The organism is Gordonia aichiensis (genome assembly GCF_039946255.1).
GTDB classification, from domain to species: Bacteria; Actinomycetota; Actinomycetes; order Mycobacteriales; family Mycobacteriaceae; genus Gordonia; species Gordonia aichiensis_A.
Genome location: NZ_JBCDWL010000001.1, coordinates 294971 through 319406, shown reverse-complemented (window position 1 = coordinate 319406; position 24436 = coordinate 294971). Strand labels below are relative to the sequence as shown.

24 protein-coding genes are annotated in these 24436 nt (G+C 69.3%); 18 read left to right on the top strand and 6 right to left on the bottom strand.

From position 1 onward, the window contains the following. Positions 1-70: 70 nt before the first annotated feature. The 5 genes from AAFO60_RS01485 to AAFO60_RS01465 all read left to right on the top strand — a co-directional run bounded on the left by AAFO60_RS01485 (position 71) and on the right by AAFO60_RS01465 (position 5107). Entirely contained in the window at positions 71-832 is a 762-nt protein-coding gene (locus AAFO60_RS01485; RefSeq protein WP_347954371.1) for a class I SAM-dependent methyltransferase, read from the top strand. A 10-nt stretch (positions 833-842) separates the two neighbouring features. Then, a complete protein-coding gene (locus tag AAFO60_RS01480) occupies positions 843-2078 on the top strand; it encodes a winged helix-turn-helix domain-containing protein (protein WP_347954370.1) in 1236 nt (411 codons plus the stop codon). Then, positions 2075-3274, top strand: a complete 1200-nt coding sequence (locus AAFO60_RS01475; RefSeq protein ID WP_424327225.1) for a CaiB/BaiF CoA transferase family protein — start codon at positions 2075-2077, stop codon at positions 3272-3274. The genes AAFO60_RS01480 and AAFO60_RS01475 overlap by 4 nt, the downstream gene beginning before the upstream one ends. Beyond that, on the top strand, positions 3271-4200 hold the full coding sequence (locus tag AAFO60_RS01470; protein ID WP_347954369.1) for a hydroxymethylglutaryl-CoA lyase: 930 nt from the start codon (positions 3271-3273) through the stop codon (positions 4198-4200). The genes AAFO60_RS01475 and AAFO60_RS01470 overlap by 4 nt, the downstream gene beginning before the upstream one ends. Before the next feature lie 142 nt (positions 4201-4342). Continuing rightward, a complete protein-coding gene (locus AAFO60_RS01465; protein WP_347954368.1) occupies positions 4343-5107 on the top strand; it encodes an HAD-IIB family hydrolase in 765 nt (254 codons plus the stop codon). A 44-nt stretch (positions 5108-5151) separates the two neighbouring features. Here AAFO60_RS01465 and AAFO60_RS01460 read toward each other — a convergent pair whose 3' ends face one another. Next, the gene (locus AAFO60_RS01460) at positions 5152-6825 is read right to left on the bottom strand and encodes a serine hydrolase domain-containing protein (protein WP_347954367.1); all 1674 of its coding nucleotides are present in this window, start codon (positions 6823-6825) and stop codon (positions 5152-5154) included. Between the two features lie 168 nt (positions 6826-6993). Between AAFO60_RS01460 and thyX the strand changes: the two genes are divergently transcribed. The 6 genes from thyX (at position 6994) to AAFO60_RS01430 (ending at position 15666) form a co-directional block, all read left to right on the top strand. Then, a complete protein-coding gene (gene thyX / locus AAFO60_RS01455; protein WP_347954366.1) occupies positions 6994-7743 on the top strand; it encodes an FAD-dependent thymidylate synthase in 750 nt (249 codons plus the stop codon). 38 nt (positions 7744-7781) lie between these two features. Further along, positions 7782-8687, top strand: a complete 906-nt coding sequence (gene dapA / locus AAFO60_RS01450; RefSeq protein WP_347954365.1) for a 4-hydroxy-tetrahydrodipicolinate synthase — start codon at positions 7782-7784, stop codon at positions 8685-8687. Further along, positions 8687-10729, top strand: coding sequence for a ribonuclease J (locus AAFO60_RS01445; protein WP_347954364.1), 2043 nt, complete (start codon positions 8687-8689; stop codon positions 10727-10729). The genes dapA and AAFO60_RS01445 overlap by 1 nt, the downstream gene beginning before the upstream one ends. After that, positions 10726-11355 (top strand): TIGR03085 family metal-binding protein, encoded by a 630-nt coding sequence (locus tag AAFO60_RS01440; RefSeq protein ID WP_347954363.1) that lies wholly within the window; start codon positions 10726-10728, stop codon positions 11353-11355. Before AAFO60_RS01445 ends, AAFO60_RS01440 begins: the two co-directional genes overlap by 4 nt. Before the next feature lie 377 nt (positions 11356-11732). Continuing rightward, positions 11733-14480, top strand: a complete 2748-nt coding sequence (locus tag AAFO60_RS01435; protein WP_424327223.1) for a DNA translocase FtsK — start codon at positions 11733-11735, stop codon at positions 14478-14480. Positions 14481-14673: 193 nt separating this feature from the next. Beyond that, positions 14674-15666 (top strand): TerC family protein, encoded by a 993-nt coding sequence (locus tag AAFO60_RS01430; protein WP_347954362.1) that lies wholly within the window; start codon positions 14674-14676, stop codon positions 15664-15666. A gap of 13 nt (positions 15667-15679) precedes the next feature. Here the strand turns inward: AAFO60_RS01430 and AAFO60_RS01425 are convergent, their stop codons facing one another. Both AAFO60_RS01425 and AAFO60_RS01420 read right to left on the bottom strand, forming a co-directional pair. Continuing rightward, positions 15680-15958, bottom strand: a complete 279-nt coding sequence (locus AAFO60_RS01425; RefSeq protein ID WP_347954361.1) for a YciI family protein — start codon at positions 15956-15958, stop codon at positions 15680-15682. Positions 15959-16015: 57 nt separating this feature from the next. Beyond that, positions 16016-16549, bottom strand: coding sequence for an amino-acid N-acetyltransferase (locus AAFO60_RS01420; protein ID WP_347954360.1), 534 nt, complete (start codon positions 16547-16549; stop codon positions 16016-16018). A gap of 74 nt (positions 16550-16623) precedes the next feature. On the opposite strand from AAFO60_RS01420, the gene pgsA reads away from it, so the two are divergent. The 7 genes from pgsA (at position 16624) to AAFO60_RS01385 (ending at position 21836) form a co-directional block, all read left to right on the top strand. Continuing rightward, complete coding sequence (pgsA, locus tag AAFO60_RS01415; protein WP_347954359.1) at positions 16624-17217, top strand: CDP-diacylglycerol--glycerol-3-phosphate 3-phosphatidyltransferase; 594 nt, start codon at positions 16624-16626, stop codon at positions 17215-17217. A gap of 128 nt (positions 17218-17345) precedes the next feature. Then, positions 17346-17717, top strand: a complete 372-nt coding sequence (locus AAFO60_RS01410) for a helix-turn-helix domain-containing protein (protein ID WP_347954358.1) — start codon at positions 17346-17348, stop codon at positions 17715-17717. 49 nt (positions 17718-17766) lie between these two features. Then, a complete protein-coding gene (locus AAFO60_RS01405) occupies positions 17767-18579 on the top strand; it encodes a PspA/IM30 family protein (RefSeq protein WP_347954357.1) in 813 nt (270 codons plus the stop codon). Between the two features lie 11 nt (positions 18580-18590). Next, complete coding sequence (locus AAFO60_RS01400; RefSeq protein WP_347954644.1) at positions 18591-19793, top strand: glycosyltransferase; 1203 nt, start codon at positions 18591-18593, stop codon at positions 19791-19793. Then, positions 19784-19978, top strand: a complete 195-nt coding sequence (locus tag AAFO60_RS01395; RefSeq protein ID WP_347954356.1) for a DUF3046 domain-containing protein — start codon at positions 19784-19786, stop codon at positions 19976-19978. The genes AAFO60_RS01400 and AAFO60_RS01395 overlap by 10 nt, the downstream gene beginning before the upstream one ends. A gap of 248 nt (positions 19979-20226) precedes the next feature. Continuing rightward, entirely contained in the window at positions 20227-21270 is a 1044-nt protein-coding gene (recA, locus tag AAFO60_RS01390; protein ID WP_347954355.1) for a recombinase RecA, read from the top strand. Positions 21271-21284: 14 nt separating this feature from the next. Continuing rightward, positions 21285-21836, top strand: coding sequence for a regulatory protein RecX (locus AAFO60_RS01385; RefSeq protein ID WP_347954354.1), 552 nt, complete (start codon positions 21285-21287; stop codon positions 21834-21836). 41 nt (positions 21837-21877) lie between these two features. On the opposite strand, the gene AAFO60_RS01380 is transcribed toward AAFO60_RS01385, so the two are convergent. The 3 genes from AAFO60_RS01380 to AAFO60_RS01370 are packed head-to-tail and all read right to left on the bottom strand — an operon-like array spanning position 21878 to position 24423. Next, the gene (locus AAFO60_RS01380) at positions 21878-22777 is read right to left on the bottom strand and encodes an amino acid ABC transporter permease (RefSeq protein ID WP_347954353.1); all 900 of its coding nucleotides are present in this window, start codon (positions 22775-22777) and stop codon (positions 21878-21880) included. Continuing rightward, positions 22774-23457 (bottom strand): amino acid ABC transporter permease, encoded by a 684-nt coding sequence (locus AAFO60_RS01375; RefSeq protein ID WP_347954352.1) that lies wholly within the window; start codon positions 23455-23457, stop codon positions 22774-22776. The genes AAFO60_RS01380 and AAFO60_RS01375 overlap by 4 nt, the downstream gene beginning before the upstream one ends. Continuing rightward, positions 23458-24423, bottom strand: a complete 966-nt coding sequence (locus AAFO60_RS01370) for a glutamate ABC transporter substrate-binding protein (protein WP_347954643.1) — start codon at positions 24421-24423, stop codon at positions 23458-23460. It abuts the gene before it with no gap. Positions 24424-24436 lie beyond the last annotated feature (13 nt).

Below are 24436 nucleotides of genomic sequence, written 5' to 3'. Positions count from 1 at the left end.
TGGGAACGGCGTAGCGAGCACGTCGACCGTGTCTCGGCCTGGGCTCAGGCTCGCGTGATTCAGTAGGGGCATGACCTGGTTCGACGTCGGCGGCGCCGACTATGCGGCCTTCCGCCCCTCGTATCCGACCGAGCTCGTCGACGCGCTGGTCGCTGCGGCACCCGACACACGGCTCGCCGTCGACGTCGGATGCGGCACCGGGCAGCTGACGTCGCTGTTGGCCGCCCGCTTCGACCGGGTCATCGGCCTGGATCCGTCGGACGATCAACTGCGCCATGCGGTCGCCGCGCCCGCCGTCGACTATCGAGTGGCCACCGCGGAGCACCTCGACGTCCCCGACGGCGTGGCCGCGCTGATCACGGTGGCGCAGGCGGCGCACTGGTTCGATCTGCCCGCCTTCTATGACGAGGTGCGCCGGGTGGCCGTCGACGGTGCAGCGTTGGCCTTGATCACCTACGGCGTCGTCGTTCTGGACGCCGACCTCCGTGAGCGCTTCGACCGGTTCTACGTCGAGGAGATCGGGCCGTACTGGCCGCCTGAACGACGGCACGTCGACAACGGTTACGCCGACCTCGCCTTCCCGTTCGAGCGACTGCCGGTGCCCGACGTCGTCATCGAACGGACCTGGTCGCTGGCCGAGTTCGTCGGCTACCTCGCCACGTGGTCGGCGACTCGGCGGGCGACCGAAGCCGACGCCGACGATCTCCTGGACCGGCTGGCCGACGACCTGGCGCCGCGGTGGGGTCGGGGTACTCGCGCGGTGCGCTGGCCGGTGACGGTCCTGCTGGGACGGGTGGGTGCGGGATCACCGGCCGGTCCGACCGGACGTTAGGCTCGCTCGGGTGACGACCTTGTCGGTGGCGCAAGCGCGCCGAATCGCTTTGGCGGCGCAGGGGTTCGCCGATCGGGAACCGGCGTCGACGCCCACGCGCAGCCATCTGCGGCGGGTGCTGGCACGCACGAAGCTGCTTCAGATGGACTCGGTGAACATCCTCGCTCGGGCCCACTATCTGCCGGCGTTCAGCCGATTGGGAGCCTACGACGACGGCCTGCTCGACCGGGCCGCCTGGCGGCCGTCGGCTCGTGCGCCGCGACTGCTCGCCGAGTACTGGGCGCACGAGGCCGCACTGATCCCGGTCGACGACTGGCCGCTGTTCGGGTGGCGGATGCGCGACTATCGCGACGGACGCTACCGGCACACGCGAGAGGTGCTGCGGCGCAATCGGTCCCAGGCCGACGACGTGCTCGCCGTGATCGCCGAGAACGGGCCGCTGCTGCCGCGTGAGATCGAGGACGCGCTCGGCATCGTGCGGGAGCCGAACGATGCCGGCTCCTGGTGGACGCGCGGGGACGTGAAGCATCTGTGCGAGGCGATGTTCGCCGCGGGCACGCTGTCGGCGGTGCGCAGCGAGCACTTCCACCGGCACTACGACCTCGCCGAGCGGGTCGTCGGCGCGGAGCGGGTCGGGCTCGAGATCGGTCGGACCGACGCCCAGCGCGAACTCGTCGCGCGCGCGGCCGCCGCGCACGGGGTGGCGACCGTCGCCGACCTCGCCGACTACTACCGGCTCAAGAGCGCGGACGTTCGAGCCGTACTGCCCGATCTCGTCGACGCCGGTGAAGTCGGCGAGGTGACCGTCGACGGCTGGGCCGAGCCCGCCTATCTGCACCGGACCGCTCGGGTGCCCCGGGTCGTGGATCGGTCGACCCTTCTGTCGCCCTTCGATCCGCTGGTCTTCTACCGGCCGCGCACCGAGCGACTCTTCGATTTCCATTATCGGATCGAGATCTATCTGCCGGCCCATAAGCGGGTCCACGGATACTACGTGCTGCCGTACCTGATGGGCGAGGATCTCGTCGCCCGCGTGGACCTGAAGGCGGACCGGTCCGCCGGCGTGCTGCGGGTCCTGGCCGCCCACGGGGAACCCGGCATCGATCCGCGGGCCGTCGGCCGCTGCCTCGCCGCCGACCTCCGTGCGCTGGCGCGGTGGCGGGGACTGCACGACATCGACGTCGCCGACCGCGGTGATCTGAGCGCCGACGTCAGGCGTGCCCTGGTAATAGGCTGGGACAGGTGAACTCTCGACGACTTCCGCTCGACGGCGTCCGCGTCCTGGAATTGGGCAACTACATCGCGGCGCCGACCGCCGGGCGCCTGCTGGCCGACTTCGGTGCCGAGGTCATCAAGATCGAACGCGAGACGGGCGACGAACTGCGCAATTGGCGTCTCTACGACGGCCAGACGTCGATGCTGTTTCGCACCGTCAACCGCAACAAGAAGTCGGTGGTGCTGGATCTGCGCACCGATGAGGGGCGTCGCGATGTGAAAGAGCTTGCGGCGCACTGCGATGTGGTGTTGGAGAACTTCCGGCCCGGCACCCTCGAGAAGTGGGGGCTGGGCCCCGAGCAGCTCAGCGAGGCCAATCCCCGGCTGATCTTCGTCCGGATCTCCGCCTTCGGTCAGACCGGCCCGTACGCCGAACGCCCCGGCTTCGCGGCCGTCGCCGAGGCCTACGGCGGATTCCGCGAACTGGTCGGCGATCCCGACCGACCACCGGTGCGGGTGGGTGTCTCGATCGGCGACTCGATCGCCGGACTCTACGGCGCCTTCGGCGCGGTGATGTCCCTGTACGAGGGCCTTCGGCGCAGGGACGAGACCGACGACCCGCTGCCGCTGGCCGACCGGATCATCGACGTCGCGCTCAACGAGGCCATCTTCTCGATGATGGAGTCGCTGGTGCCCGATCTCGGCGCCTACGGCGTCACCCGGACCCGCACCGGCGGACGGATGGAGGGGATCGCCCCGTCGAACGGCTACCTGTGCGCCGACGGCAGCTCGGTGGTGATCTCGGGCAACGCCGACGCGATCTTCCCCAGGTACATGCGCGCGATCGGTCGCGCCGACCTCGCCGACGATCCCGACCTGGCGAGCAACGACGGTCGCTGGCGACGCCGCGACGAGATCGACGCGGCGATCGGCGCCTGGACCGGCGCCCGGTCCCGCGACGAGGTGCTGCGCGTGCTCGACGAGGCAGCGGTGCCCGCGGGCCCGATCTACACCGCCGCCGACATCGTCGCCGACGAGCAGTACCGGGCGCGCAACATGATCCAGCACTTCGACGTCGACGCCGGCGGCGCGAACCCGACCAGTGTCGGCTTTCCCGGCATCGTCCCCGTACTCGGCGACGAGTCGCTGCCGATCCGCACGGTCGGCCCCGACCTGGGCGAGCACACCGACGAGATTCGCGAGCGCTTCCTGGGCGGTTCGCGATGACGACCACCGACTACACGCAGGTGGGCCTGCGCGATGTGACCCTGCGCGACGGCCTGCAGTTGACCGGCAAGGTGCTCGACGTGCAGGTGCGCGTGCGGCTCGCGCGCAGGCTCTTGGCCGCAGGCGTCCCCGAACTGGAGATCGGGTCGATGGCGCGGCCCGACCTGGTGCCGCCGATGGCCGGGACCCTCGACATCGTGGCGCAGTTGACCCCCGACGAACTCGACCGCTGCTGGGTGTGGGTCGCGACCCCGCGGCACGTCGCCAGGGCCGCGGCCGCCGGCGTCCGCAACTTCCAGTACTGCCTGTCGGTGTCCGACGCGCACAACAAGGCCAACATCGGTCGCACCGCCGAGGACAGCATCGCCGCGATGCCCGAGGCGATCTCGTTAGCCGGGGAGGTCGGCGGCCGCATCCAACTGTGTCTGGCCACGGCCTTCACCTGCCCGTTCGACGGCCCCGTCGATCCGGACCGGGTGCGCGGCATCGTCGCGGACCCGCGGACCGAGGGCGCCGACGACGTGGTCCTCGCCGACACGCTGGGGCAGGCGTACCCGGCGCAGGTGCGGGAGTTGTTCGCCACCGTTCCGGCGGGCGACCGTCGCCTCGTGTTCCACGGGCACGACACATGGGGGATGGGGGTGGCGAACTCCCTGGCCGCCGCCGACGGCGGCGCGCGACTGGTCGACGGCGCGCTCGGCGGCCTCGGCGGCTGCCCGTTCGCACCCGGCGCGAGCGGCAACTCGGCCAGCGAAGACCTCCTGTTCGCCACTCGCCCCGACTACCTGACCCCGGCGGTCCTCGCCGACCTCGTCCGGGCCGGCGAGGACCTGCTCGCCGACGTCGCGGAGGACTCCCGCTCGCGCACCGCACAGGGAGCCCGCTCGAAGGCAGAGGCCTTCGGCTGGGTGATCCGGGAGCAGTGACCGAATCGTCCCCGTGAGGACACCTCCCGGACAAATGGTCCGGGAGGACCGCTCACGGGGACGATTCGGACAGCAGTGGGCTCTGGCGGGTGCGTGCTGCGGGCTACAATGCTGGCCGCACACCAAACAGAAGGGTGGACAGTTGTCCGTCACGCACAATGGCAAGACCTATCAGCTCGTCATGTTCGACCTCGACGACACACTCGCGCCGTCGAAGACCGCGATGAGCGATGAGATGGTCGAGTTGTTCCGCGAACTGTTGGCGGGCAGCCTCGGCTGCATCATCTCCGGCGGCCAGTACGGGCAGTTCCAGACGCAGGTGCTCGACCGGCTCGGCGAGTTCGACGATCGCGGCAATCTGCACCTGATGCCGACCAACGGCACCCGCTACATCCGCTGGTCGGGCGACGACTGGCAGACCGTGTACGCCGAAGACCTCTCCGACGAGCAGAAGTCGCAGGCGATGAGCGTCGTCGAACAGGGCGCCCGCGAACTCGGCCTCTGGGAGGAGAAGACCTGGGGGCCGATCCTGGAGGACCGCGGCAGCCAGGTGACGTTCTCGGCGCTCGGGCAGTCCGCCCCGGTCGACGCCAAGGCCGCCTGGGACCCGGACGGCCGCAAGAAGGAGTCGCTGCGCGCCTACGCCGCCGAGCGACTGCCCGATCTCGAGGTCCGCAGCGGCGGCTCCACCTCCGTCGACATCACCGCCAAGGGCATCGACAAGGCGTACGGTGCGCGCCGGTTGATGGAGATCCTCGACCTGTCGATCGACGACATCCTGTTCTTCGGCGATCGGCTCGACGAGGGCGGCAACGACCGCCCGGTCGCCGACCTGGGGATCGACTCCATCCAGGTCCACGGCTGGCAGGACACGTTCGCCAAGCTGGGAGCGGTGGTCCGCGGCTGAGCAGGCGCGACCGACTCGGGCGCGGCGGACTCGCGGCGGACGGATCAGCCGCGTCGGGTCCAGGTGCCCAGCCCCTGGCTGTCGAACGAGGAGAGTCGAACGGTGGCGCCGTCGGCCGCGAAGTGTGCGCTCGCGAGCGAGCCGGCGGGCGCACTCTCGCTACGGGGCGCGTATGCGAAGGTGGCGCCGTCCCACGGCTGCACGTCCATGCGAACGCGACCGTCCGGCCCCAACGCGACCGACAGCCCGCCGCGGTCCGCGGAGACGGTGAGCGGACCGAAGTACGGGTTGTCGTAGTGGCCGACCAGCGCGGCCGTCGACGGCGGGGCCGCGGCGGCGGCCGGGCGCCGGGCGCCGACCAGGTCGCCCTCCGGCGCCGTGTACGGCGCGAAGCTCTTGCGCGCATCGCCCAGCCAGTCGCGGGTGATGTGCCCGTACTGGACCAGGTCGAGGAACTGTGCCGACACCGCTTCGGGCACTCCGATCGGTGCCCCGTTGGTCAACACGACGATGCCGATGCCGAGATCGGGGATCACGGTGAAGGCGGTCGCGGCGCCGACCGAGAAGGCACCGGAATGCGACTGCGCCATCCGGCCGCCGACCTGCGGGCCGGAGTTGAAGCCGAATCCGTAGTGACCGGGCCGACCGTCGACGGACGGTCCCGGACTCGAGACGACCTGCGGGGTCATCGCCTGGGCGAGGGCATCGGCGTCGGCGATCGCGCGGTCGCCGACGCGGCCGTGTGCGAGGAGCATCCGCATCCACTTCGACAGGTCCTCGACATTCGACGACACTCCGCCGGCCGGCGCCTGCGGGTCGGGCCGGCGATCGTAGGCTGCGACGAACTCTCCGTCCTCGAGCGTGTGCAGCACGGCGCGATCGGGCCGTGCGACGTAGTCGGCGTACCGGGTCGACGTCGACGTCATGCCGAGCGGGCCGAAGACGAGATCCTGCATCATGGACTGCCACGACTGGTGGCGCGACGCGGCGACGGCCTCGGCGCCGATCGTCAGACCGTAGTTGGAGTAGTTGTACGAGGCGCGGAAGGCATCGAGCGGCTGGAACCGGAGATGATCGAAGATGTACCGCTGGTCGTAGCCGAGGTCCTCGAGGTCGTCGCCGGCACCGGTGTGCAGGCCGGTGCAGTGGCTGAACGCGTCGCCGATCGTGGCCATCCGGGTCACGGTGGGGTCGGAGAAGGCGAAATCGGGCAGCAGCTCGTGAACCGGAGTCGTCCAGCTCAGTGCGCCCCCGCTGCGCCCGATGGCGGCGGCGACGCCGGTCGCCGACAACGGTTTGGACACCGAGGCGATCTGGAAGACGGTGTCCGGATCGACCCGCTGGTCGGTGTCCACCCGCCGGACGCCGTAGCCGCCGGTGAAGACGGTCCGGTCACCGTGGACGACGCCGATCGCCATCCCCGGCACCTTCGATTCGGCGAGGGCGTCGGTCGCCAGCGACGGCAGCCGGTCGAGTGCGGCGGTGAGCTGGGCGTCGATCGACCCCGGCAGGGCGATCACATCGCGGTTGGGTGCGGCGCCGATCGACACCTCGACCCGGGAGGAGTCGGGGGACCGACCGTCCGAACCGCATCCGGCGGCGACGAGGGCGGCCACGCCCAGAACGGCGGCCAGTCGGCGCCGTCGACGACCGTGACGGGTTCGATCACCGGGACGGGTCGGCTCAGCAGGACAGACGTCGGGAGTCGGCACAGGCATGAGAAACGCTCCGCTCGCCCCCGGGACCGGTCGAATCTGACCGATCGATCGTAACGCCGTCCGAACGGGTACGGGGCGGCGTTCACCGACTTCCCGAGCTGGGGGACAATCGAGTCCGGCCCGATCGAATCGGGACGGCCGGATCGCAACGAACGGAGCGGAGGACGAATGTCGGAATTGGTGCCACTCAAGGTCCAATTGGTCGCGGCGACCCAGTTCACCGCCCCCGAGGTCGACTGGGACACCGACGCCGACGGCGGCGAGGCGCTGATCGAGTTCGCCGGACGCGCCTGCTACGAGAGCTGGCACAAGCCGAACCCGCGGACGGCGACCAACGCCGGCTATCTGCGACACGTGCTCGAGGTCGGCCACACGTCGCTGTTCGAACACGCCACGTGCACCTTCTACATCACCGGGATCTCCCGCTCGTGCACCCACGAGCTGATCCGGCACCGGCACTTCTCGTACTCGCAGCTCTCGCAGCGGTTCGTTCCCGAGCACGATTCGAACGTGGTTGCGCCGCCGGCGATCCGCGGCGACGAGCGGCTCGAGGAGTTGTTCGTCAAGGCCACCGACGCCTCGCGCGAAGCCTACAGCGAACTGCTGACGGCGCTCGAGGCCAAGTTCGACGATGTCCCGAACGCGATCCTGCGGCGCAAACAGGCCCGTCAGGCCGCACGGTCGGTGCTTCCGAACGCCACCGAGACGCGGATCGTGGTGACCGGCAACTACCGGGCGTGGCGGCACTTCATCGGGATGCGCGCGACCGAGCACGCCGACGTGGAGATCCGGCAGTTGGCCGTGGAATGTCTGCGGCAACTGCGCGACGCGGCCCCGACTGCGTTCGGCGACTTCGAAATCGGTGAACTGTCCGACGGAACTCAGGTCGCGACATCGCCCTTCGTATTCGAGGGCTGACAGAGGCGACCGTCGTGTCAGACGGTAGCCTGAGCGGCATGAACTCGGTTGATTCTCAAGGCTCGGAGCACCCCTTCGGGACGGTGTCCGTAGCGATGGTGACCCCCTTCACGTCCGAGGGGCGGATCGACCTCGACAAGGCGGCCGAACTGGCCACACACCTCGTCGATTCCGGATGCGATGCGATCGTCGTCAACGGCACCACCGGCGAGTCGCCGACCACCACCGTCGCGGAGAAGAACGACCTGCTTCGCGTCGTCAGCCAGACGGTCGGGGATCGCGCCAAGATCGTGCACGGCGCGGGCAGCTACGACACCGCCGAATCGGTTCGCCGGGTCCGTGAGGCGTCGGCGTTGGGCGCCGACGGGTTGCTGATCGTCACCCCCTACTACAGCAAGCCGCCGCAGTCGGGCGTGCTGGCGCACTTCCGGACCATCGCCGACGCGGCCGATCTGCCGGTCATGCTCTACGACATTCCACCCCGCTCGGTGATCCCGATCGAGACCGACACCATCCTGCGGCTCGCCGAGCACCCGAACATCAAGGCCGTCAAGGACGCCAAGGGCGACCTGCACGCGGCGGCCAAGATCATGGCCGCGACCGACCTGGAGTACCTGTCGGGCGAGGACGCGCTCAACCTGCCGTGGCTGTCGATCGGCGCCACCGGATTCGTCAGCGTGATCGGTCACCTGGTCCCGGGTCGCCTGCGCGACATGCGCGCGGCAGTGCTGGCCGGCGACCTCGCCACTGCCCGGCGATTGTCGGAGTCGATGGCACCACTGGTCGACGCAATGGGCCGTCTCGGCGGCGTCTGCATGGTCAAGACCGCACTTCGTATCACCGGTCTGGAGGTGGGGGATCCGCGATTGCCGCAGGTCGCGGCCGAACCCGCCCAGATCGAAGCACTCATCGCCGATCTGCGCGCAGCCGAGGTGATCTCCTGATGTCAGACAACAGCGACCAGAACAACAGTGACCCGAACAACGCGGCGGGCGCGACCGAGGGAGCGGGTCGGCCCGCGGTGCAGCGGCGCCGCCGCGCCTCCCGTCAGGCCGGACCGCCGGTGGCGAAGGCCGCTCCGACCAAGCAGGAGACCCCGAAGCAGGAGACCGCCAGGCAGGACGCCCCCAAGCAGGAGGCCCCGAAGCAGGACGCACCCAAGCAGGACGCGCAGTCGCAGGGCGGGTCCAAGAAGAGGGGTTCGCAGCGTCGCGGCGGGCAGAAGAAGCAGGGTGCCGGGCAGCAGGTCTCCAATCGCGTCGCCGCGGCCACCGGGTCGAGCGTGACCGGTGAGGTGATCGATCGCCTGCCCGCGCCGCCGAAGCTGCCCAAGGGCGGACTCCGCGTGGTCGCGCTCGGCGGCATCGGCGAGATCGGTCGCAACATGACGGTCTTCGAGTACGACGGCAAACTGCTCATCGTCGACTGCGGTGTGCTGTTCCCCGAGGACGCGCAGCCGGGCGTCGACCTGATCCTTCCCGACTTCGGATACATCGAGGATCGCGTGGACGACATCGAGGCCGTCGTCCTAACGCACGGTCACGAGGATCACATCGGGGCCGTCCCCTTCCTGCTGAAGCTGCGCGGCGACATCCCGATCGTCGGCTCCCGCTTCACCCTCGCGCTGGTGGCGGCCAAGTGCCGCGAGCACCGGCTGCGGCCCAAGCTGATCCAGGTCGCCGAGGGCGACCGGCAGCACCACGGGATCTTCGACTGCGAGTTCTTTGCGGTCAACCACTCGATCCCGGACGCGGTCGCCGTCGCGATCCGCACGCCGGCCGGTCTGGTGCTGCACACCGGCGACATCAAGCTAGACCAGCTGCCGCTCGACAACCGGCTGACCGACCTCGCGGGCTTCAGCCGTCTCGGCGACGAGGGCGTCGACCTGTTCCTGGTGGACTCCACCAACGCCGAGGTCCCCGGCTTCGTGACGCCCGAGCGCGAGATCGGCGGCGTCCTGGACACGGTGATCGGCAAGGCCCGCCAGCGCGTCATCGTCGCGTCCTTCGCCAGCCACGTGCATCGCATCCAGCAGATCGTCGACGTGGCGCACCGGCACGGTCGGCGCGTCACCTTCGTCGGTCGGTCGATGGTCCGCAACATGCAGATCGCGCAGGATCTCGGCTACCTGACGGTGCCCGACGGCGTCGTGGTCGACATGGACACCGCGGCCACCCTGCCCGACCACCGGCTCGTGCTGATCTCGACCGGCTCGCAGGGCGAACCCCTCTCCGCGCTGTCGCGGATGGCGCGCGGTGAGCACCGGCAGATCAACATCCGTGCCGACGACCTGGTGGTGCTGGCGTCGTCGCTGATCCCGGGCAATGAGAACTCGGTCTTCGCCGTGGTCAACGGCCTGGCCAAGCGCGGCGCCACCGTCGTCACCCAGGCGAGCGCCAAGGTGCACGTGTCCGGCCACGCGTCGGCAGGCGAGCTGCTGTACCTCTACAACGCGGTCCGGCCGTCGAATGCGATGCCGGTGCACGGCGAATGGCGGCACCTGCGCGCCAATGCCGCGCTCGCCGAGGCGACCGGCGTCCCGTCCGACCGCATCGTCCTGGCCGAGGACGGCGTGGTGGTCGACCTGGTCGACGGACGCGCCCAGATCACCGGCCGTGTTCCGGTCGGCTACGTCTATGTCGACGGCCTGTCGGTCGGCGACGTCGGCGAGTCGACGCTCTCGGATCGACTGGTGCTGGGGGAGGGCGGCTTCATCGGCATCTCGGTGGCGATCGACGCGTCGACCGGTGCGCGGGTGAGCAAGCCGACCGTCTCCGGACGTGGCTTCTCCGACGATCCCAGCGCCCTGGCCGACGCCGCGGAGCTGGTCGACAAGGCGCTCACCGAACTCGCGAACGAGGGCGTCACCGACTCGCATCGGATCGCGCAGGGCGTGCGGCGGGTCGTCGGACGCTGGGTGGCCGAGAAGTACCGGCGTCGTCCGATGATCGTGCCGACCGTGATCGCGGTGGGGGAGAACAGGTGAATCCGGCCCGGTCCGAGCGTGCGTCGCTGGTCGAATCCATGCGCGCCGCCGGACCGGACGCCCCCACCCTGTGTGAGGGCTGGAACAACCGCGATCTCGCGATCCACCTGATCCTGCGCGAACGCAGACTCGATGCGACGGCGGGCATGTTCGTGACGTCGCTGGCCGCGCACACCGCTGCGGTGACCGATCGGTACCGCGACAAGCCGTGGGACGAGTTGCTGGTGCTGTTGGCGCAGGGGCCGCCCTGGTATTCGCCCTTCCGCGTCGGCGATCGCTATCTGAATCTGGCCGAGATGTTCGTGCACCACGAGGATGTGCTGCGCGGGGGAGCCGATCCGGCCGGGCCGGTGGTGCCGCGGGTGTTGTCGGCCGAGCTCGAGGCGGCGCTGGAGTTCCCGCTGCGGACCGTCGGCCGACGGATCATGGCCGCCTCGCCGGCGCGGACCACGTTGACGACCGGCGGCCGCGAACTGCTGACGGTCGGGCGCGGAGCGGCGGTCACGGTGTCCGGGACGGTCGGGGAACTGCTGTTGTTCGCCTTCGGTCGCGCGCCGGTCGAGGTGCACTTCGACGGACCGCCCGCCGCGGTCGCCAGTCTGCGGAGCGCACGACGGAGCCTGTGAGTCCGGCAAGGGCGAGGCCGACGAGGGGGTTGAGTCCGCGACCAGTGGTTTCGCAACGACCGAATCGGTCACGATATCAACACGACCGTGACCGCCCGGTGTTGCCAGTGTGACTGTAGTGAACGTTGGGCACTAGGCTGGGGGCCATGGCTTCCAATGCATCAACGCGCAGTCGGGGTGCGTCCGGCTCGAAGGCGAAGTCTTCGAGCCAGACGCAGGCCGGCCGGTCGCGCAGCGGCGCCGCTCGTGGGGGGACACGATCGCGAGGGGCCGGCTCGAGTTCGGGCGCGGGCACCCGCAAGCCGCCCGCTCGCTCCGGCGCGCCTCGGCGACCGGCTCATTCGCAGGATCTCAAGCGCGAACCGCACAGTCCGGCCGTGGCCCGCAGCATCGGACATGCCGCCGCCGCGACCTGGAATCTCGTCGCACGCGGCCTCGGTGGGCTGTGCCGGATCGGCGCCCATCGCGACGACGAGCCCGCGCGGAGCCGCGACGGTGCCGGTCTGGCGCTGACCCTGCTGGCGGCGTTGATCATGTTCGGGGTGTGGTTCCAGGCCTTCGGTCCGTTCGGCGGCTTCATCGACACCCTCGTGCGAGCCGCCGTCGGCGCGGTCGCCTATGTGGTTCCGGTGGCGATGCTGCTGATCGCGGTGCTGGTGATGCGGCTGCCCGCCAATCCGCGACGCAGGGTGCGCGGCATCGTGGGCACGATTCTGCTCGCGATCGCCCTGCTCGGTCTGGTGCATCTCGCGCAGGGGGCGCCCACCGGATACGACGCGCGCGCCGAATCCGCAGGCTACCTCGGATACGTCATCGCCGGACCGCTGACCGATGCGGTGACCGTGTGGCTGACCGTGCCGCTGTTCCTGATGCTGGCCGCCGCGGGGGTGCTGGCCCTGAGCGGCCGCAGCGTCGGCCAGGTCGCCGACGCCGTCTCGGAGTACCTCGGGCTCGGCGTCGCCTACGACGACTGGGACGACGACCGGGACTACGACGACCGGGATTACGACGACCGGGATTACGACGACCGGGACTACGACGACTTCGACTATGCGGCCGACGACCCCGCCGACGATTACGGGGACGGGGGCTACGGGGACGGGGATCGTGCCGACGACCGCCGGGAGCTCGACGTCGACGCCGGTCCGGCCGGCGGATACGGGGATCCGTACCACAACTACCCGCCCGACCGCCGCCGCCGACAGCGGACCGGCGCTCCGCGATCGCGCCGCACCGCGGGCGAGGACCGCGACTCCCACCTGCCCGATCTGGTGACCGAGCCGCTGCCTGCGGCGCGACCGGACGGCCACGACGACTATCGCGACTACGGCGCCGACGATTACGGCGACGGGGCATACAGCGATGGGGCATACGGCGATGGCGAGTACGAGAACGACACCGCGGAACTGCCCGTCGACCCGTCCCGCGACCATCCGACCCTGCCGATCGACGCCTTCGACGATCTCGTGGACGACGAACCGGCGCCGCCCGCCCGAGCCGCTCGTCGCCCGGCGCCGTCGACCGCACCTCGGCGCCCGGCACGGCACGAGACCGCCGCGCCCGAGCACGACGGGGCCGACGAGCCGGATTCGCCGGCCCACCGGGCGCACGACGCCTTCGTCGACCGCGCCGTCGAAGGCGACTACGTGCTGCCTCCCGCCGACCTCCTGGTGCAGGGCGAACCCGCCAAGCGCGGCACGTCGGCCAACGACGAGATGATCGACCGGATCAACACCGTGCTCGAGCAGTTCAAGGTGGACGCCGCGGTCACCGGGTACACCCGCGGTCCGACGGTCACCCGCTACGAGGTCGAACTGGGCCCGGCGGTCAAGGTCGAGAAGATCACCCAGCTGCACCGCAACATCGCGTACGCGGTCGCCACCGACAACGTCCGCATGCTCGCGCCGATCCCTGGGAAGTCGGCGGTCGGCATCGAGGTTCCGAACTCCGACCGCGAGATGGTCCGGCTGTCGGACGTGCTCGCCGCACCGTCCACCCGCCGCGAGGACCATCCGCTGGTCATCGGTCTCGGCAAGGACATCGAGGGCGACTTCGTCAGCGCCAACCTGGCGAAGATGCCGCACCTGCTGGTCGCCGGTTCCACCGGCTCGGGCAAGTCCAGCTTCGTCAACTCGATGCTGGTCTCGCTCCTGAGCCGGGCCACCCCCGACGAGGTGCGTCTGATCCTGATCGACCCGAAGATGGTGGAGCTCACCCCGTACGAGGGGATTCCGCACCTGATCACGCCGATCATCACCGAACCGAAGAAGGCGGCCGCCGCGCTGTCATGGCTGGTCGATGAGATGGAGCAGCGTTACCAGGACATGAAGGCCTCGCGCGTGCGGCACATCAACGACTTCAACGCCAAGGTGCGGTCGGGGGAGATCTCCACGCCGCTGGGCTCGGAGCGGGTGTACAAGCCGTATCCGTACATCGTGGCGATCGTCGACGAGCTCGCCGACCTGATGATGACCGCGCCGCGCGACGTGGAGGACGCCATCGTGCGGATCACGCAGAAGGCGCGCGCCGCAGGCATCCACCTGGTGCTCGCCACCCAGCGGCCCTCGGTCGACGTGGTGACCGGCCTGATCAAGACCAACGTCCCCAGCCGCCTGGCGTTCGCCACCAGTTCGCTCACCGACTCGCGCGTCATCCTCGACCAGCCGGGCGCGGAGAAGCTGATCGGCATGGGCGACGGTCTGTTCCTGCCGATGGGCGCCAACAAGCCGGTGCGCATGCAGGGCGCGTTCATCACCGACGAGGAGATCGCGGCCGTCGTCGAGTTCACGCGCGAGCAGTCCGAGCCCGACTACACCGACGGGGTCACCACGGCCAAGGCCGGCGACAAGAAGGACATCGACGCGGACATCGGCAACGACCTCGACGATCTCCTGCAGGCCATCGAGTTGGTCGTCTCGAGCCAGTTCGGCTCCACGTCGATGCTCCAGCGCAAGCTCCGGGTCGGTTTCGCGAAGGCGGGTCGCCTGATGGATCTGATGGAGACCCGCGACATCGTCGGCCCGAGCGAGGGGTCGAAGGCACGCGAGGTGCTGGTCAAACCCGAGGACCTGGCCGGCGTCATCGCCTCGATCACCGGCGGCGGCGATCCGGAGCCGGGCGACTGACCGGCGTGGGGTAGACTGGCCGAGATCTTGAAGGGGAGTATCCCCGACTCGCAGGCGTCTTCGTCAGTACGGACCGCTGCCGCTCATCCGCAGATCGGATGAAGGCAGCGTTCCCGGGGGCGCCGCCGGCTCCGATGCTGCCGGTGGGAGAGACCTTCGACATCGTCGCTTCGTGCTACGTGTTGGAGAACCCATGAATGTCTCGTCCGTCACCTGGCTGATCACCATCGCGGTGATCCTCGGCCTGTTCGTCTTCGACTTCTTCGCCCACGTGCGAACACCCCACGAGCCGACCCTGCGCGAATCCGGCTTCTGGTCGGCGGTCTACATCACCGTCGCCGCGGTCTTCGGCGGCTTCGTGTGGTGGAAGTGGGGCGGCACCTTCGGCGGCGAGTACTTCGCCGGCTACGTCACCGAGAAGGCGCTGTCGGTCGACAACCTGTTCGTCTTCGTCGTCATCATGACGAAGTTCGCGGTGCCGCGCGTGTACCAGCAGAAGGTGCTGCTGCTGGGGATCGTGATGGCGCTGGTGATGCGCGGGGCGTTCATCGCCGTCGGCGCGGCCGCGATCAACGCCTACAGCTGGGTCTTCTACCTGTTCGGACTGTTCCTGCTGTTCACCGCGGTCAAGCTGCTGCGCGAGAGCGACGAGCCCGCCGCGCACGAGCGCGAACGCGAGGGCCGTCTCGAACGGATCCTGAAGAAGTGGTTCCGTGCGAGCGACACCTACGACGGTGACCGACTGCTGACCAGGGTCGACGGCAAGACGATGATGACACCGCTGCTGATGGTGCTGGTGGTCATCGGATTCACCGACGTGCTCTTCGCCCTCGACTCGATCCCGGCGATCTACGGCCTCACGCAGGAGCCGTACCTGGTGTTCACCGCCAACGCCTTCGCGCTGATGGGGCTGCGGCAGCTGTACTTCCTGCTCGGCGGCCTGCTCGACAAGCTGATCTACCTGTCGTACGGACTGTCGCTGATCCTGGCCTTCATCGGCGCCAAGCTGGTTCTGCACGCCCTGCACGAGAACACCCTGGGCTTCATCAACGGCGGCGAGGCCGTGGCGGTCCCCGAGATCAGCACCCCGCTGTCGTTGGGGGTGATCGGCGGAACGCTGGTGGTGACGACGGTGGCGAGCCTGGCGGTCAGTCGGCGTCGCGCCCGAGCGGACGCGAACCGGTAGCCGACCCGATTGGTCAGAACGGACCGTAGACCTGCACCCATTCCTTGACCGACACTGCGGCGATCGCCGACTCGCGGGCGAACGGATCCCCGGCCAGGAGCGTGCGGGCGGCGTCGTCGTCGGCGGCGGTGATCATCAGCAGCGCCCCGCTGCCGTCGGGGTACGGGCCGACGAACTGCAGCGCACCGACCGCGTGCTGCGCCCCGAGCCATTCGCGGTGCTCGGGACGGAACCGGTCGCGGACCGCGGCGGCGTCGGGAGCGTAGGTGTAGTCGACGGCGAAGAGCGCCATGGTTTGCAGTCCTCTCGGTTGCGGAACGAAGTCGTGGAATGAACGTGCGAGATGAGGTCAGAGGTGGGCGAGCATGCGCGTGTTGCCGAGGGTGTTCGGCTTGACGAAGCTCAGGTCGAGGAACTCGGCGACGCCGGTGTCGTACGAGCGGCACATCTCCTCGAAGACCTCGCGCGAGACCGGCGTGCCGTCGATCTCGACGAACCCGTGGCGGGCGAAGAACTGGGTCTCGAAGGTGAGGACGAAGACGCGATCGAGTTCGAGTTCGCGCGCGACCTCCATGAGGCGGGCCACGATCCGGTGACCGATCCCGTGACCGGAGTGCGCGGTGTCGACGGCGACGGTGCGGACCTCGCCGAGGTCGGACCACATCACGTGCAGCGCGCCGCACCCGACCACCCGACCGCCGACCTCGCCGACCCAGAACTCCTGGACCGATTCGTACAGGGTGACCAGGTTCTTCTCGAGCAGGATCTTGCCCGCGTAGATGTCGATGAGCTCTTTGATCCGGGGAACATCGCTCGTCCGCGCGCGGCGCACGAGCACCGCGGAGGGCTCGTCGGGGCGCGTCGGGAGATGTTCACTGTCCATGACAGGAAGAGTAGTCGCAGGTCCGAATGCGCCCTTCGAGAGTCCGGGAAACCGGTGACGTTAGGCTTGACCACGTGAGTGAACCTGCGCGCCGCGTGATCGGCGATGAGTTGGCCGCCGTCCCGGTGGTGAACATCGCGAACGCCCTGACGGTGTTCCGGATCGTGCTGGTTCCGGTGTTCGTGGTCCTTCTGTTCGTCGACGACGGCGCCACGGCGAGCTGGCGGATCGCCGCGTTCACCGTGTTCGCGGTCGCGGCGTTCACCGATCAGCTCGACGGCCGGCTGGCCCGCGGACTGAATCTGGTGACGGACTTCGGCAAGATGGCCGACCCGATCGCCGACAAGGCGCTGATCGGAGCGGCGCTGCTCGGCCTGTCGATCCTCGGCGAGCTTCCCTGGTGGGTGACCGTGGTCATCCTGGCCCGCGAGATCGGCGTGACCGGCCTGCGCTTCTGGGTGCTGCGGCACGGCGTGATCGCGGCCAGTCACGGGGGCAAGGTGAAGACGCTGCTGCAGTCGGTGGCCATCGGCCTGTTCGTGCTGCCGCTGAGCGGAGTGTGGCACACCACCGCGTGGGTGCTCATGATCGCCGCCGTCGTCGCCACGGTGGTGACCGGTCTGGACTACGTCTGGCGGGCGATCCGGCTCCGCCGCCGCGCGGGCTAGACGCGCGACGCAGTCGTCGCAGGCGTGCGGCGTTCGATGGCGAATTCCGCTACTGTCGACGACACAGGCTTTGACCCAAGCACCGGCCGCAGCGGCGGCAGGTGAGGCAATCGTGAGGAGGACCGCGCGTGGCACTGCTCTTGCGTGAGGCGATCGGCGATGAGCTGCGACGGGTTCGGACAGGTCAGGGACGCACTCTCCGCGAGGTCTCGACCAACGCGAGGGTCTCGCTCGGATACCTGTCCGAAGTGGAGCGCGGACGCAAGGAGGCGTCGAGCGAACTGCTGGCATCGATCTGCGGCGCGCTCGAGGTGCCGATCGGCGATGTCCTGTTCCAGGTGGCGGACGTCATGCGCCCGGCGCGTGCTCAGCTCGCCGGACCCGATACGCTGGTCGCCGACAATCGTGTCGACGGCGCCGACGGTGTCGTCGAAGTCATTGCCCCCCAAGAAGACTCGGTGGACGACGAGGGAGTGCCCGCAGCTCTCGCCGCCGCGTGATCGATCGACAACGACGCCATCCGCGCGTTACGAGGAGTATGGAAGACCGATGGCCAATCCGTTTGTGAAGTTCTGGAACTACCTGATGGCTCTGGGGAACGCCAAGATCGACGAGCACGCCGATCCCAAGGTGCAGATCCAGCAGGCCATCGAGGACGCGCAACGACAGCACCAGGCGCTCTCGCAGCAGGCCGCCGCCGTCATCGGCAATCAGCGTCAGCTCGAGATGCGGCTCAACCGTCAGCTCGAGGAGATCGAGAAGCTGCAGGGCAACACCCGTCAGGCGCTCACTCTCGCCGACCAGGCGGCCACCGCGGGCGACGCGGCGAAGTCGACCGAGTACACCAATGCGGCCGAGGCCTTCGCGGCGCAGCTGGTGACCGCGGAGCAGAACGTCGAAGACCTCAAGGTCCTGCATGACCAGTCGTTGCAGGCCGCCGCGCAGGCCAAGCAGGCCGTCGAGCGCAATGCGATGACGCTGCAGCAGAAGCTCGCCGAGCGGTCCAAGCTGCTCAGCCAGCTCGAGCAGGCCAAGATGCAGGAGCAGGTCAGCGCTTCGCTCAACCAGATGAGCGAGCTGTCGGCGCCCGGCAACACGCCCAACCTGGAGCAGGTGCGCGACAAGATCGAGCGCCGGTACGCCAACGCCCTCGGCTCGGCCGAGCTGGCGAAGGGCTCGGTCGCCGGCCGCATGGCCGAGGTCGAGGCCGCGGGCGTCCAGATGGCCGGTCACGCCCGCCTGGAGCAGATCCGCGCCAGCATGGGCGGGGGAGCGCTGGCACCCGGTGCGGCGTCGGACGCCCAGCCGCAGGTGAACCCGGCCGAGGCCGCACCCGCGCCGCAGGCGCCGGAGCAGAACTGAACCTCCCGCCGCTGACGGTGGCCGTCGTGGCCGGGTCGGACGCCGGGCACGCTTTCCCGGCGCTCGGTCTGGCCGCGCGGTTGTCGGCGGCCGGAATGCGGCCGATCGTCTACACCGGCGAGCGGTGGGCCCCGGCGGCGTCGGCGCGCGGTCTGCAGGTGCGCGCACTTCCCTCCCTGGCCGCGCGAGTCGATGACGATGACGAGGACGCCGGTGCCAAGCTGAGTGTGCGGGCCGCCCGGATGGCGGTGGAGCTGGCGCCCGAGCTCGCGCTCGCCGGCGTCGACCTGGTGGTCAGCGATGTGATCACGGTGGCGGGAGGATGGGCCGCCGAGCTGGTGGGCGTGCCCTGGATCGAGCTGTCGCCGCACCCGCTGTACCAGCAGTCGAGAGCGCTGCCCCCGATCGGTGCCGGGATGGCTGCGGGCACCGGCGTCCGCGGGCGCCTCCGGGACGCGCTGCTGCGTGCCGGTGCCCGACCGGCCGAGGCGAGGGGCCGCAGGCAGCGTCGACGGGCGCGGCGCGCCATCGAACTCGCGGGCCCGTCGGAGCCTGCCGCACGGCTGGTCGCCACGCTGCCCGCGCTGGAGGTCGCTCGCCCCGACTGGCCGGCCGACACGCACCTGGTGGGGCCGCTGCTGTTCGAGCCGACCGACGAGATCTTCGCCCGCCCCGACGGAGACGGGCCGCTGGTGGTGGTCGCGCCGTCGACGGCTGCGACCGGGGCGGGCGACCTGGGGGAGGCGGCGCTCATCGCGCTGGCCCGCGTGCAGGCGCGGCGCCCGGTGCGAGTGGTCTACTCCGCGCTCACCGCGCCCCCGACGACGACCGCGCCGACCGGGTTGGTGGCCGCGACCGCGCGGCAGGACGAGTTGCTGCCGGACGCCGACCTGGTGATCTGCGGCGGCGGACACGGGATGCTCGCCAAGACGCTGCTCGCCGGAGTGCCGGTCGTGACCGTCCCCGGCGGCGGCGACCAGTGGGAGCTGGCCAATCGGGTGCAGCGGATGGGATGCGGCGTCCTGGTCCGCCCGGCCACCGCGGAGGCGCTCGAGACCGCGATCGAGTCTGTCCTGGACGACGCCGAACGAGCGGACCGGGCGCGAGCGGCAGCGGCGAGTGCCGCGCAGGTCGTCGATCCGGTGGCGGTCATCGCACGGACGCACGCGCGGTGCGTCGGTGCGCGAGGAGAGGCGGGTGTCGCGTGCGGCTGACCGAGTTCACCGAACTGACCGAGGCGGAGTTCGGCCGGGAACGGGCCGACGGGCTGCTCGCCGATCTGGTGCTCCTCGAACTGGGCGGGCGCACCGGGCGGCAGGCGATCGCCGAAGGCGTGGATCCGAAGCTGGTCTGGCGGGCCCTGTGCCGCGAGTTCGAGGTGCCCCCGGAGCGATGGTGACCGGCGGTTTCGGCGTGCCGGGTTGCTCTCGAACGTCTGTTCGCTATCCTGAAATGGAACCGGAGTGCGCTCTGGTGCGTCCAATTGAATGACTGCAGAATTTCAGCGACCGGTCCGAATCGCGGCGTGACTCGATGAACGAATCGAGAAATGTCAGACCATGGTCCTAATGTGTGGTCACGACAGCGGACAACGTTCAACCCACACGGACAACGTTCAACCCACAGCAGCACCCGGAGGAGAGACCGATGGCACCCGTGACTGATCGGCAGAAGGCACTGGATCTGGCGCTCGCCCAGATCGACAAGAGTTTTGGCAAGGGCTCGGTCATGCGACTCGGCGAGGACACCCGTCCGCCGATGGAGGTGATCCCGACCGGGTCGGTCGCACTCGACATCGCGCTCGGCATCGGCGGCCTGCCCCGCGGCCGGATCGTCGAGGTCTACGGCCCCGAATCGTCGGGTAAGACGACGGTCGCACTGCACGCGGTCGCCAACGCGCAGGCCGCGGGCGGCATCGCGGCGTTCATCGACGCCGAGCACGCACTCGACCCGGAGTACGCGGCCAAGCTGGGCGTCGACATCGACGCGCTGCTGGTCTCGCAGCCCGACACCGGTGAGCAGGCGCTGGAGATCGCCGACATGCTGATCCGTTCGGGCGCGATCGACATCCTGGTCATCGACTCGGTGGCCGCACTGGTGCCCAAGGCCGAGATCGAGGGCGAGATGGGCGACAGCCACGTCGGTCTGCAGGCCCGGCTGATGAGCCAGGCGCTGCGCAAGATGACCTCGGGACTCAACAACACCAACACCACTGCGATCTTCATCAACCAGCTGCGCGAGAAGATCGGCGTGATGTTCGGCTCGCCGGAGACGACGACCGGCGGCAAGGCGCTCAAGTTCTACGCCTCGGTACGACTGGATGTGCGTCGCATCGAGACCTTGAAGGACGGTACCGACGCCGTCGGCAACCGCACCCGCGTCAAGGTGGTCAAGAACAAGGTCGCGCCGCCCTTCAAGCAGGCCGAGTTCGACATCCTGTACGGACACGGCATCAGCCGTGAGGGCTCGCTGATCGACCTCGGCGTGGCCGAGGGCTTCATCCGCAAGTCGGGCTCGTGGTTCACCTACGAGGGCGACCAGCTCGGGCAGGGCAAGGAGAACGCCCGCAAGTTCCTGCTCGCGAACCCCGACGTCGCCAACGAGATCGAGGGCAAGATCAAGGACAAGCTCGGCATCGGCCGCCAGGCCGCCGACGCCGACGAGGTGGCCCCCGAGCCGGTCGACTTCTGACCGACCCGGACAGCATGACGCCCGACGAGTCATCACCTGACGAGGCCGGGTCCGGCATCGGGGAGGCGACCAAGCCGACTCGGTCCGGGCCTTCGCCCTGGGACGCCGCGCTGCGATTGCTGGGCACCAGAGCACGCAGCCGTGCCGAGATGCGTCAACGCCTCGAGGCTCGCGGCTTCGAGCCCGACGACGTCGACAAGACGATGGCCCGGCTCGACGAGTGGAAGCTCCTCGACGACACCGAGTTCGCCGCCGAATGGGTCCGATCACGGCACGCGGGCTCGGCTCGGGGTCGGCTGGCGCTCAAGCGCGAGTTGCGCACCAAGGGGATCGACGAGGAGGTCGCCGCGCAGGCCCTGGCACAGATCGACCCCGACGGTGAGCGCGAGATCGCGGTGCGGCTCGCCGAGAAGAAGCTCAACGTCTCCGGCGAACTCCTGCGTGACCGAGAGGTGCACGCGAAGGCCTATCGGCGCCTGGCCGGCGCGCTCGGCCGACGAGGCTTCCCTCCCGACCTGATCGGGTCGGTCGTCAAAGAGGTCCTCGACCGGGCCCGGGCCGATTGAAGCCGGCTCGGGCCGCCTGAGGCGGCCTCGCGCGCGGGCGGCTACTCGCCGATCCGGGTGAATCCGGGCACGTTCTCCATGGTCTCGAGTTCGGCGACGTCGGGATCGGGGACATCGGTCTTCCGGCGTCCGCGCCGGAGTCGTCGCTCGAGGTAGTTGGCGAATCCGGTGAGGCAGAAGTTGATCGTGATCATGATCAGCGCGACGATCACCAGCGAGGGCAGGTAGTTGCCCCAGTAGGACGCCGACACGATGCCCGACCGAACGACCTCGATGTAGCCGAAGGCGTACCCCAGGGCGCTGTCCTTGAGCGCGATCACCATCTGGGAGATCAAGGCGGGCAGCATCGCCGTCACCGCCTGCGGCAGCAGGATCATCCGCATCATCTGTGATTTGCGCAAGCCCACCGACAGCGCGGCCTCCGACTGCCCGCGGGGGACGGCCTGGATGCCGGCTCGGAGGATCTCGGCGATCACCGAGCCGTTGTAGAGGGTCAGGCCGAAGACGACGGCGGCGAAGGAGAGCTGGGACGAGGGGACCACCGCGTACTTGGCGAACAGGAAGTACGCGAAGAACATCAGGATCAGCACGGGGATGGCGCGGAACACCTCGACGATGAAGCCGGACACCGCGCGGATCACCCGATGCTCCGACATGCGGCCGATCCCCAGCAGGGCGCCGATGATCAGTGCCAGCACGATCGAGACGAAGGCGGCCTTGAGCGTGCCCCACAGACCGGGGAGCAGCCAGGTGGTCCAGGTTCCGGAGACGGTGAACGGACGCCACATGTCCGCGTCGAGCGGACCGTTGTCGGCCAGGATCACGATGACGTAGGCGGCGATCGCCGCCAGTATTGCGATGAACACCACCGCGGTGATGCGGTTGCGGATGCGGGCCCGGGGCCCCGGTGCGTCGTAGAGGACGGTCGATTCGTCGCTCATCGCTTCACCGCCCATCGCTTGGCGGCCCAGCCGAAGACGGCGCCCTCGGCGAGGGTGATGATCATGAAGCCGATGGCGATGATGGCGAAGATGACGAGGATCTGGTCGCCGTGGGTCTCCAGTTCGGACTTCATCAGCAGCGAGGCCTCCGCCACGCCGATCACCGAGGCGATCGTCGTGTTCTTCGTCAGCGCGATCAGGACCGAGCCGAGGGGAGCGATCACCGTGCGCAGTGCCTGCGGCAGCACGATGAGGCCGAAGACGTGGCTGAACGGCAGACCGAGCGCGCGGGCGGCTTCGGCCTGCCCGATCGGCACCGTGTTGAAGCCGGCCCGCAGGGTCTCGCACACGAAGGTCGCCGTGTACACGACGAAGCCGAGGACGGCGAGGCGGAAGTTGTTGTTCTCGATGAAGTGGGCGTTCTCCGGTGCCAGCGTGAGCCCCAGATTCTGGTAGAGGCCGATGGAGCAGAACAGCACGATGAGCGTCAGCGGAGTGTTGCGCACGACGTTGACGTAGACGGTGGCGAAGCCGCGCATCACCGGCACCGGGGAGACCTTCATCGCCGCCAGTAGCACGCCCCACACCAGCGCACCGATCGCGGAGTAGAAGGTCAGCTTCAAGGTGATCCAGAACGCGGGCCAGATCTGCGGGCCCATGCTGGCCCAGAGTTCAGACATCTACGCACCTCCTTTACAGGTGGTCGACGGAGCGGTCAGGAAGTCCAGGTCGCCGACGGTGGGCAGGAGCCGGTATTTGGATCCGGGGGCGTCGGCGCGCGCGATCCACGCGTCGACCGTCTCATCGCCCAGCGAGGAGCGCAGTGCGCGGCTCCACGGCGACGAATCGGTGCCCGGCGTGGGTTGCAGCATGGCGGTGATCGCCTCGTTCACGTCGGTGACCGCCTGGGGGTAGTTCTTGGCCATGCCGATGCCGTAGCGCTCGGTGGAGAAGGGCTGGCCCTGCTTCTTCAACTTGCCCTTGACGCAGGCGTCCTTCGGATACGTCATCGACACCAGCTTGAACTCCCCGGGATAGCGGTGCGCGTAGCCGGCGAGGATCGTCTCGTCGGTGGTCAGGGCGTCGACCTTCCCTCGCCTCAGCGCCTCCACGCAGGAGGAGTACGAGTCGTACTCCTGCAACTGCACTCCCGACAGCTGCGCCTTCACGTTCTGGGCCGACGTCGAACCGCTCACCGAACACAGCTTCTTGCCGTTGTTCAGATCCATCAGCGAGTTCAGCGAGTCGTCGTTCTTGCGGACGAGCAGCCCCTGGTAGGTGACCAGGTAGGGGCCGGCGAAGGCGGCCTTCTTCGCCCGGGCCTCGTTGATCGAGTAGGTGGCGGCGATCATGTCGACCTCGCCGTTGCCGATGAGCGTCTCGCGTTGCGCCGAGGGCGTCTCGCGCCAGGTGATCTGCGGGTGCGCGACCCCGAGCCGGTCGGCGATGTGGTTGACGACGAACTCGGAGACGGTGGGGTCGAAGCCGGTGACCGAGCCGTCCGGTCCCTGGAGGCCGAGGCCGGGCTGGTCGTACTTGGTGCCCAGCACCACGTGGCCGGACTTGATGGATGCGATCAGATCGCGCGGCTCGGCGTTCCCGCAGCCGGTCACGGCCGCGGCCAGCAGCGCGAGGGCGGCGAGCATCGCGCCCAGCCGG

Coding starts and splice junctions, on each gene's coding strand:
- AAFO60_RS01485 (WP_347954371.1), top strand. CDS start 71: ATGACCTGGTTCGACGTCGGCGGCGCCGACTATGCGGCCTTCCGCCCC.
- AAFO60_RS01445 (WP_347954364.1), top strand. CDS start 8,687: ATGTCAGACAACAGCGACCAGAACAACAGTGACCCGAACAACGCGGCG.
- dapA (WP_347954365.1), top strand. CDS start 7,782: ATGAACTCGGTTGATTCTCAAGGCTCGGAGCACCCCTTCGGGACGGTG.
- AAFO60_RS01460 (WP_347954367.1), bottom strand. CDS start 6,825: ATGCCTGTGCCGACTCCCGACGTCTGTCCTGCTGAGCCGACCCGTCCC.
- thyX (WP_347954366.1), top strand. CDS start 6,994: ATGTCGGAATTGGTGCCACTCAAGGTCCAATTGGTCGCGGCGACCCAG.
- recA (WP_347954355.1), top strand. CDS start 20,227: ATGGCACCCGTGACTGATCGGCAGAAGGCACTGGATCTGGCGCTCGCC.
- AAFO60_RS01420 (WP_347954360.1), bottom strand. CDS start 16,549: ATGGACAGTGAACATCTCCCGACGCGCCCCGACGAGCCCTCCGCGGTG.
- AAFO60_RS01425 (WP_347954361.1), bottom strand. CDS start 15,958: ATGGCGCTCTTCGCCGTCGACTACACCTACGCTCCCGACGCCGCCGCG.
- AAFO60_RS01470 (WP_347954369.1), top strand. CDS start 3,271: ATGACGACCACCGACTACACGCAGGTGGGCCTGCGCGATGTGACCCTG.
- AAFO60_RS01370 (WP_347954643.1), bottom strand. CDS start 24,423: ATGCTCGCCGCCCTCGCGCTGCTGGCCGCGGCCGTGACCGGCTGCGGG.
- AAFO60_RS01405 (WP_347954357.1), top strand. CDS start 17,767: ATGGCCAATCCGTTTGTGAAGTTCTGGAACTACCTGATGGCTCTGGGG.
- AAFO60_RS01375 (WP_347954352.1), bottom strand. CDS start 23,457: ATGTCTGAACTCTGGGCCAGCATGGGCCCGCAGATCTGGCCCGCGTTC.
- AAFO60_RS01380 (WP_347954353.1), bottom strand. CDS start 22,777: ATGAGCGACGAATCGACCGTCCTCTACGACGCACCGGGGCCCCGGGCC.
- AAFO60_RS01385 (WP_347954354.1), top strand. CDS start 21,285: ATGACGCCCGACGAGTCATCACCTGACGAGGCCGGGTCCGGCATCGGG.
- AAFO60_RS01430 (WP_347954362.1), top strand. CDS start 14,674: ATGAATGTCTCGTCCGTCACCTGGCTGATCACCATCGCGGTGATCCTC.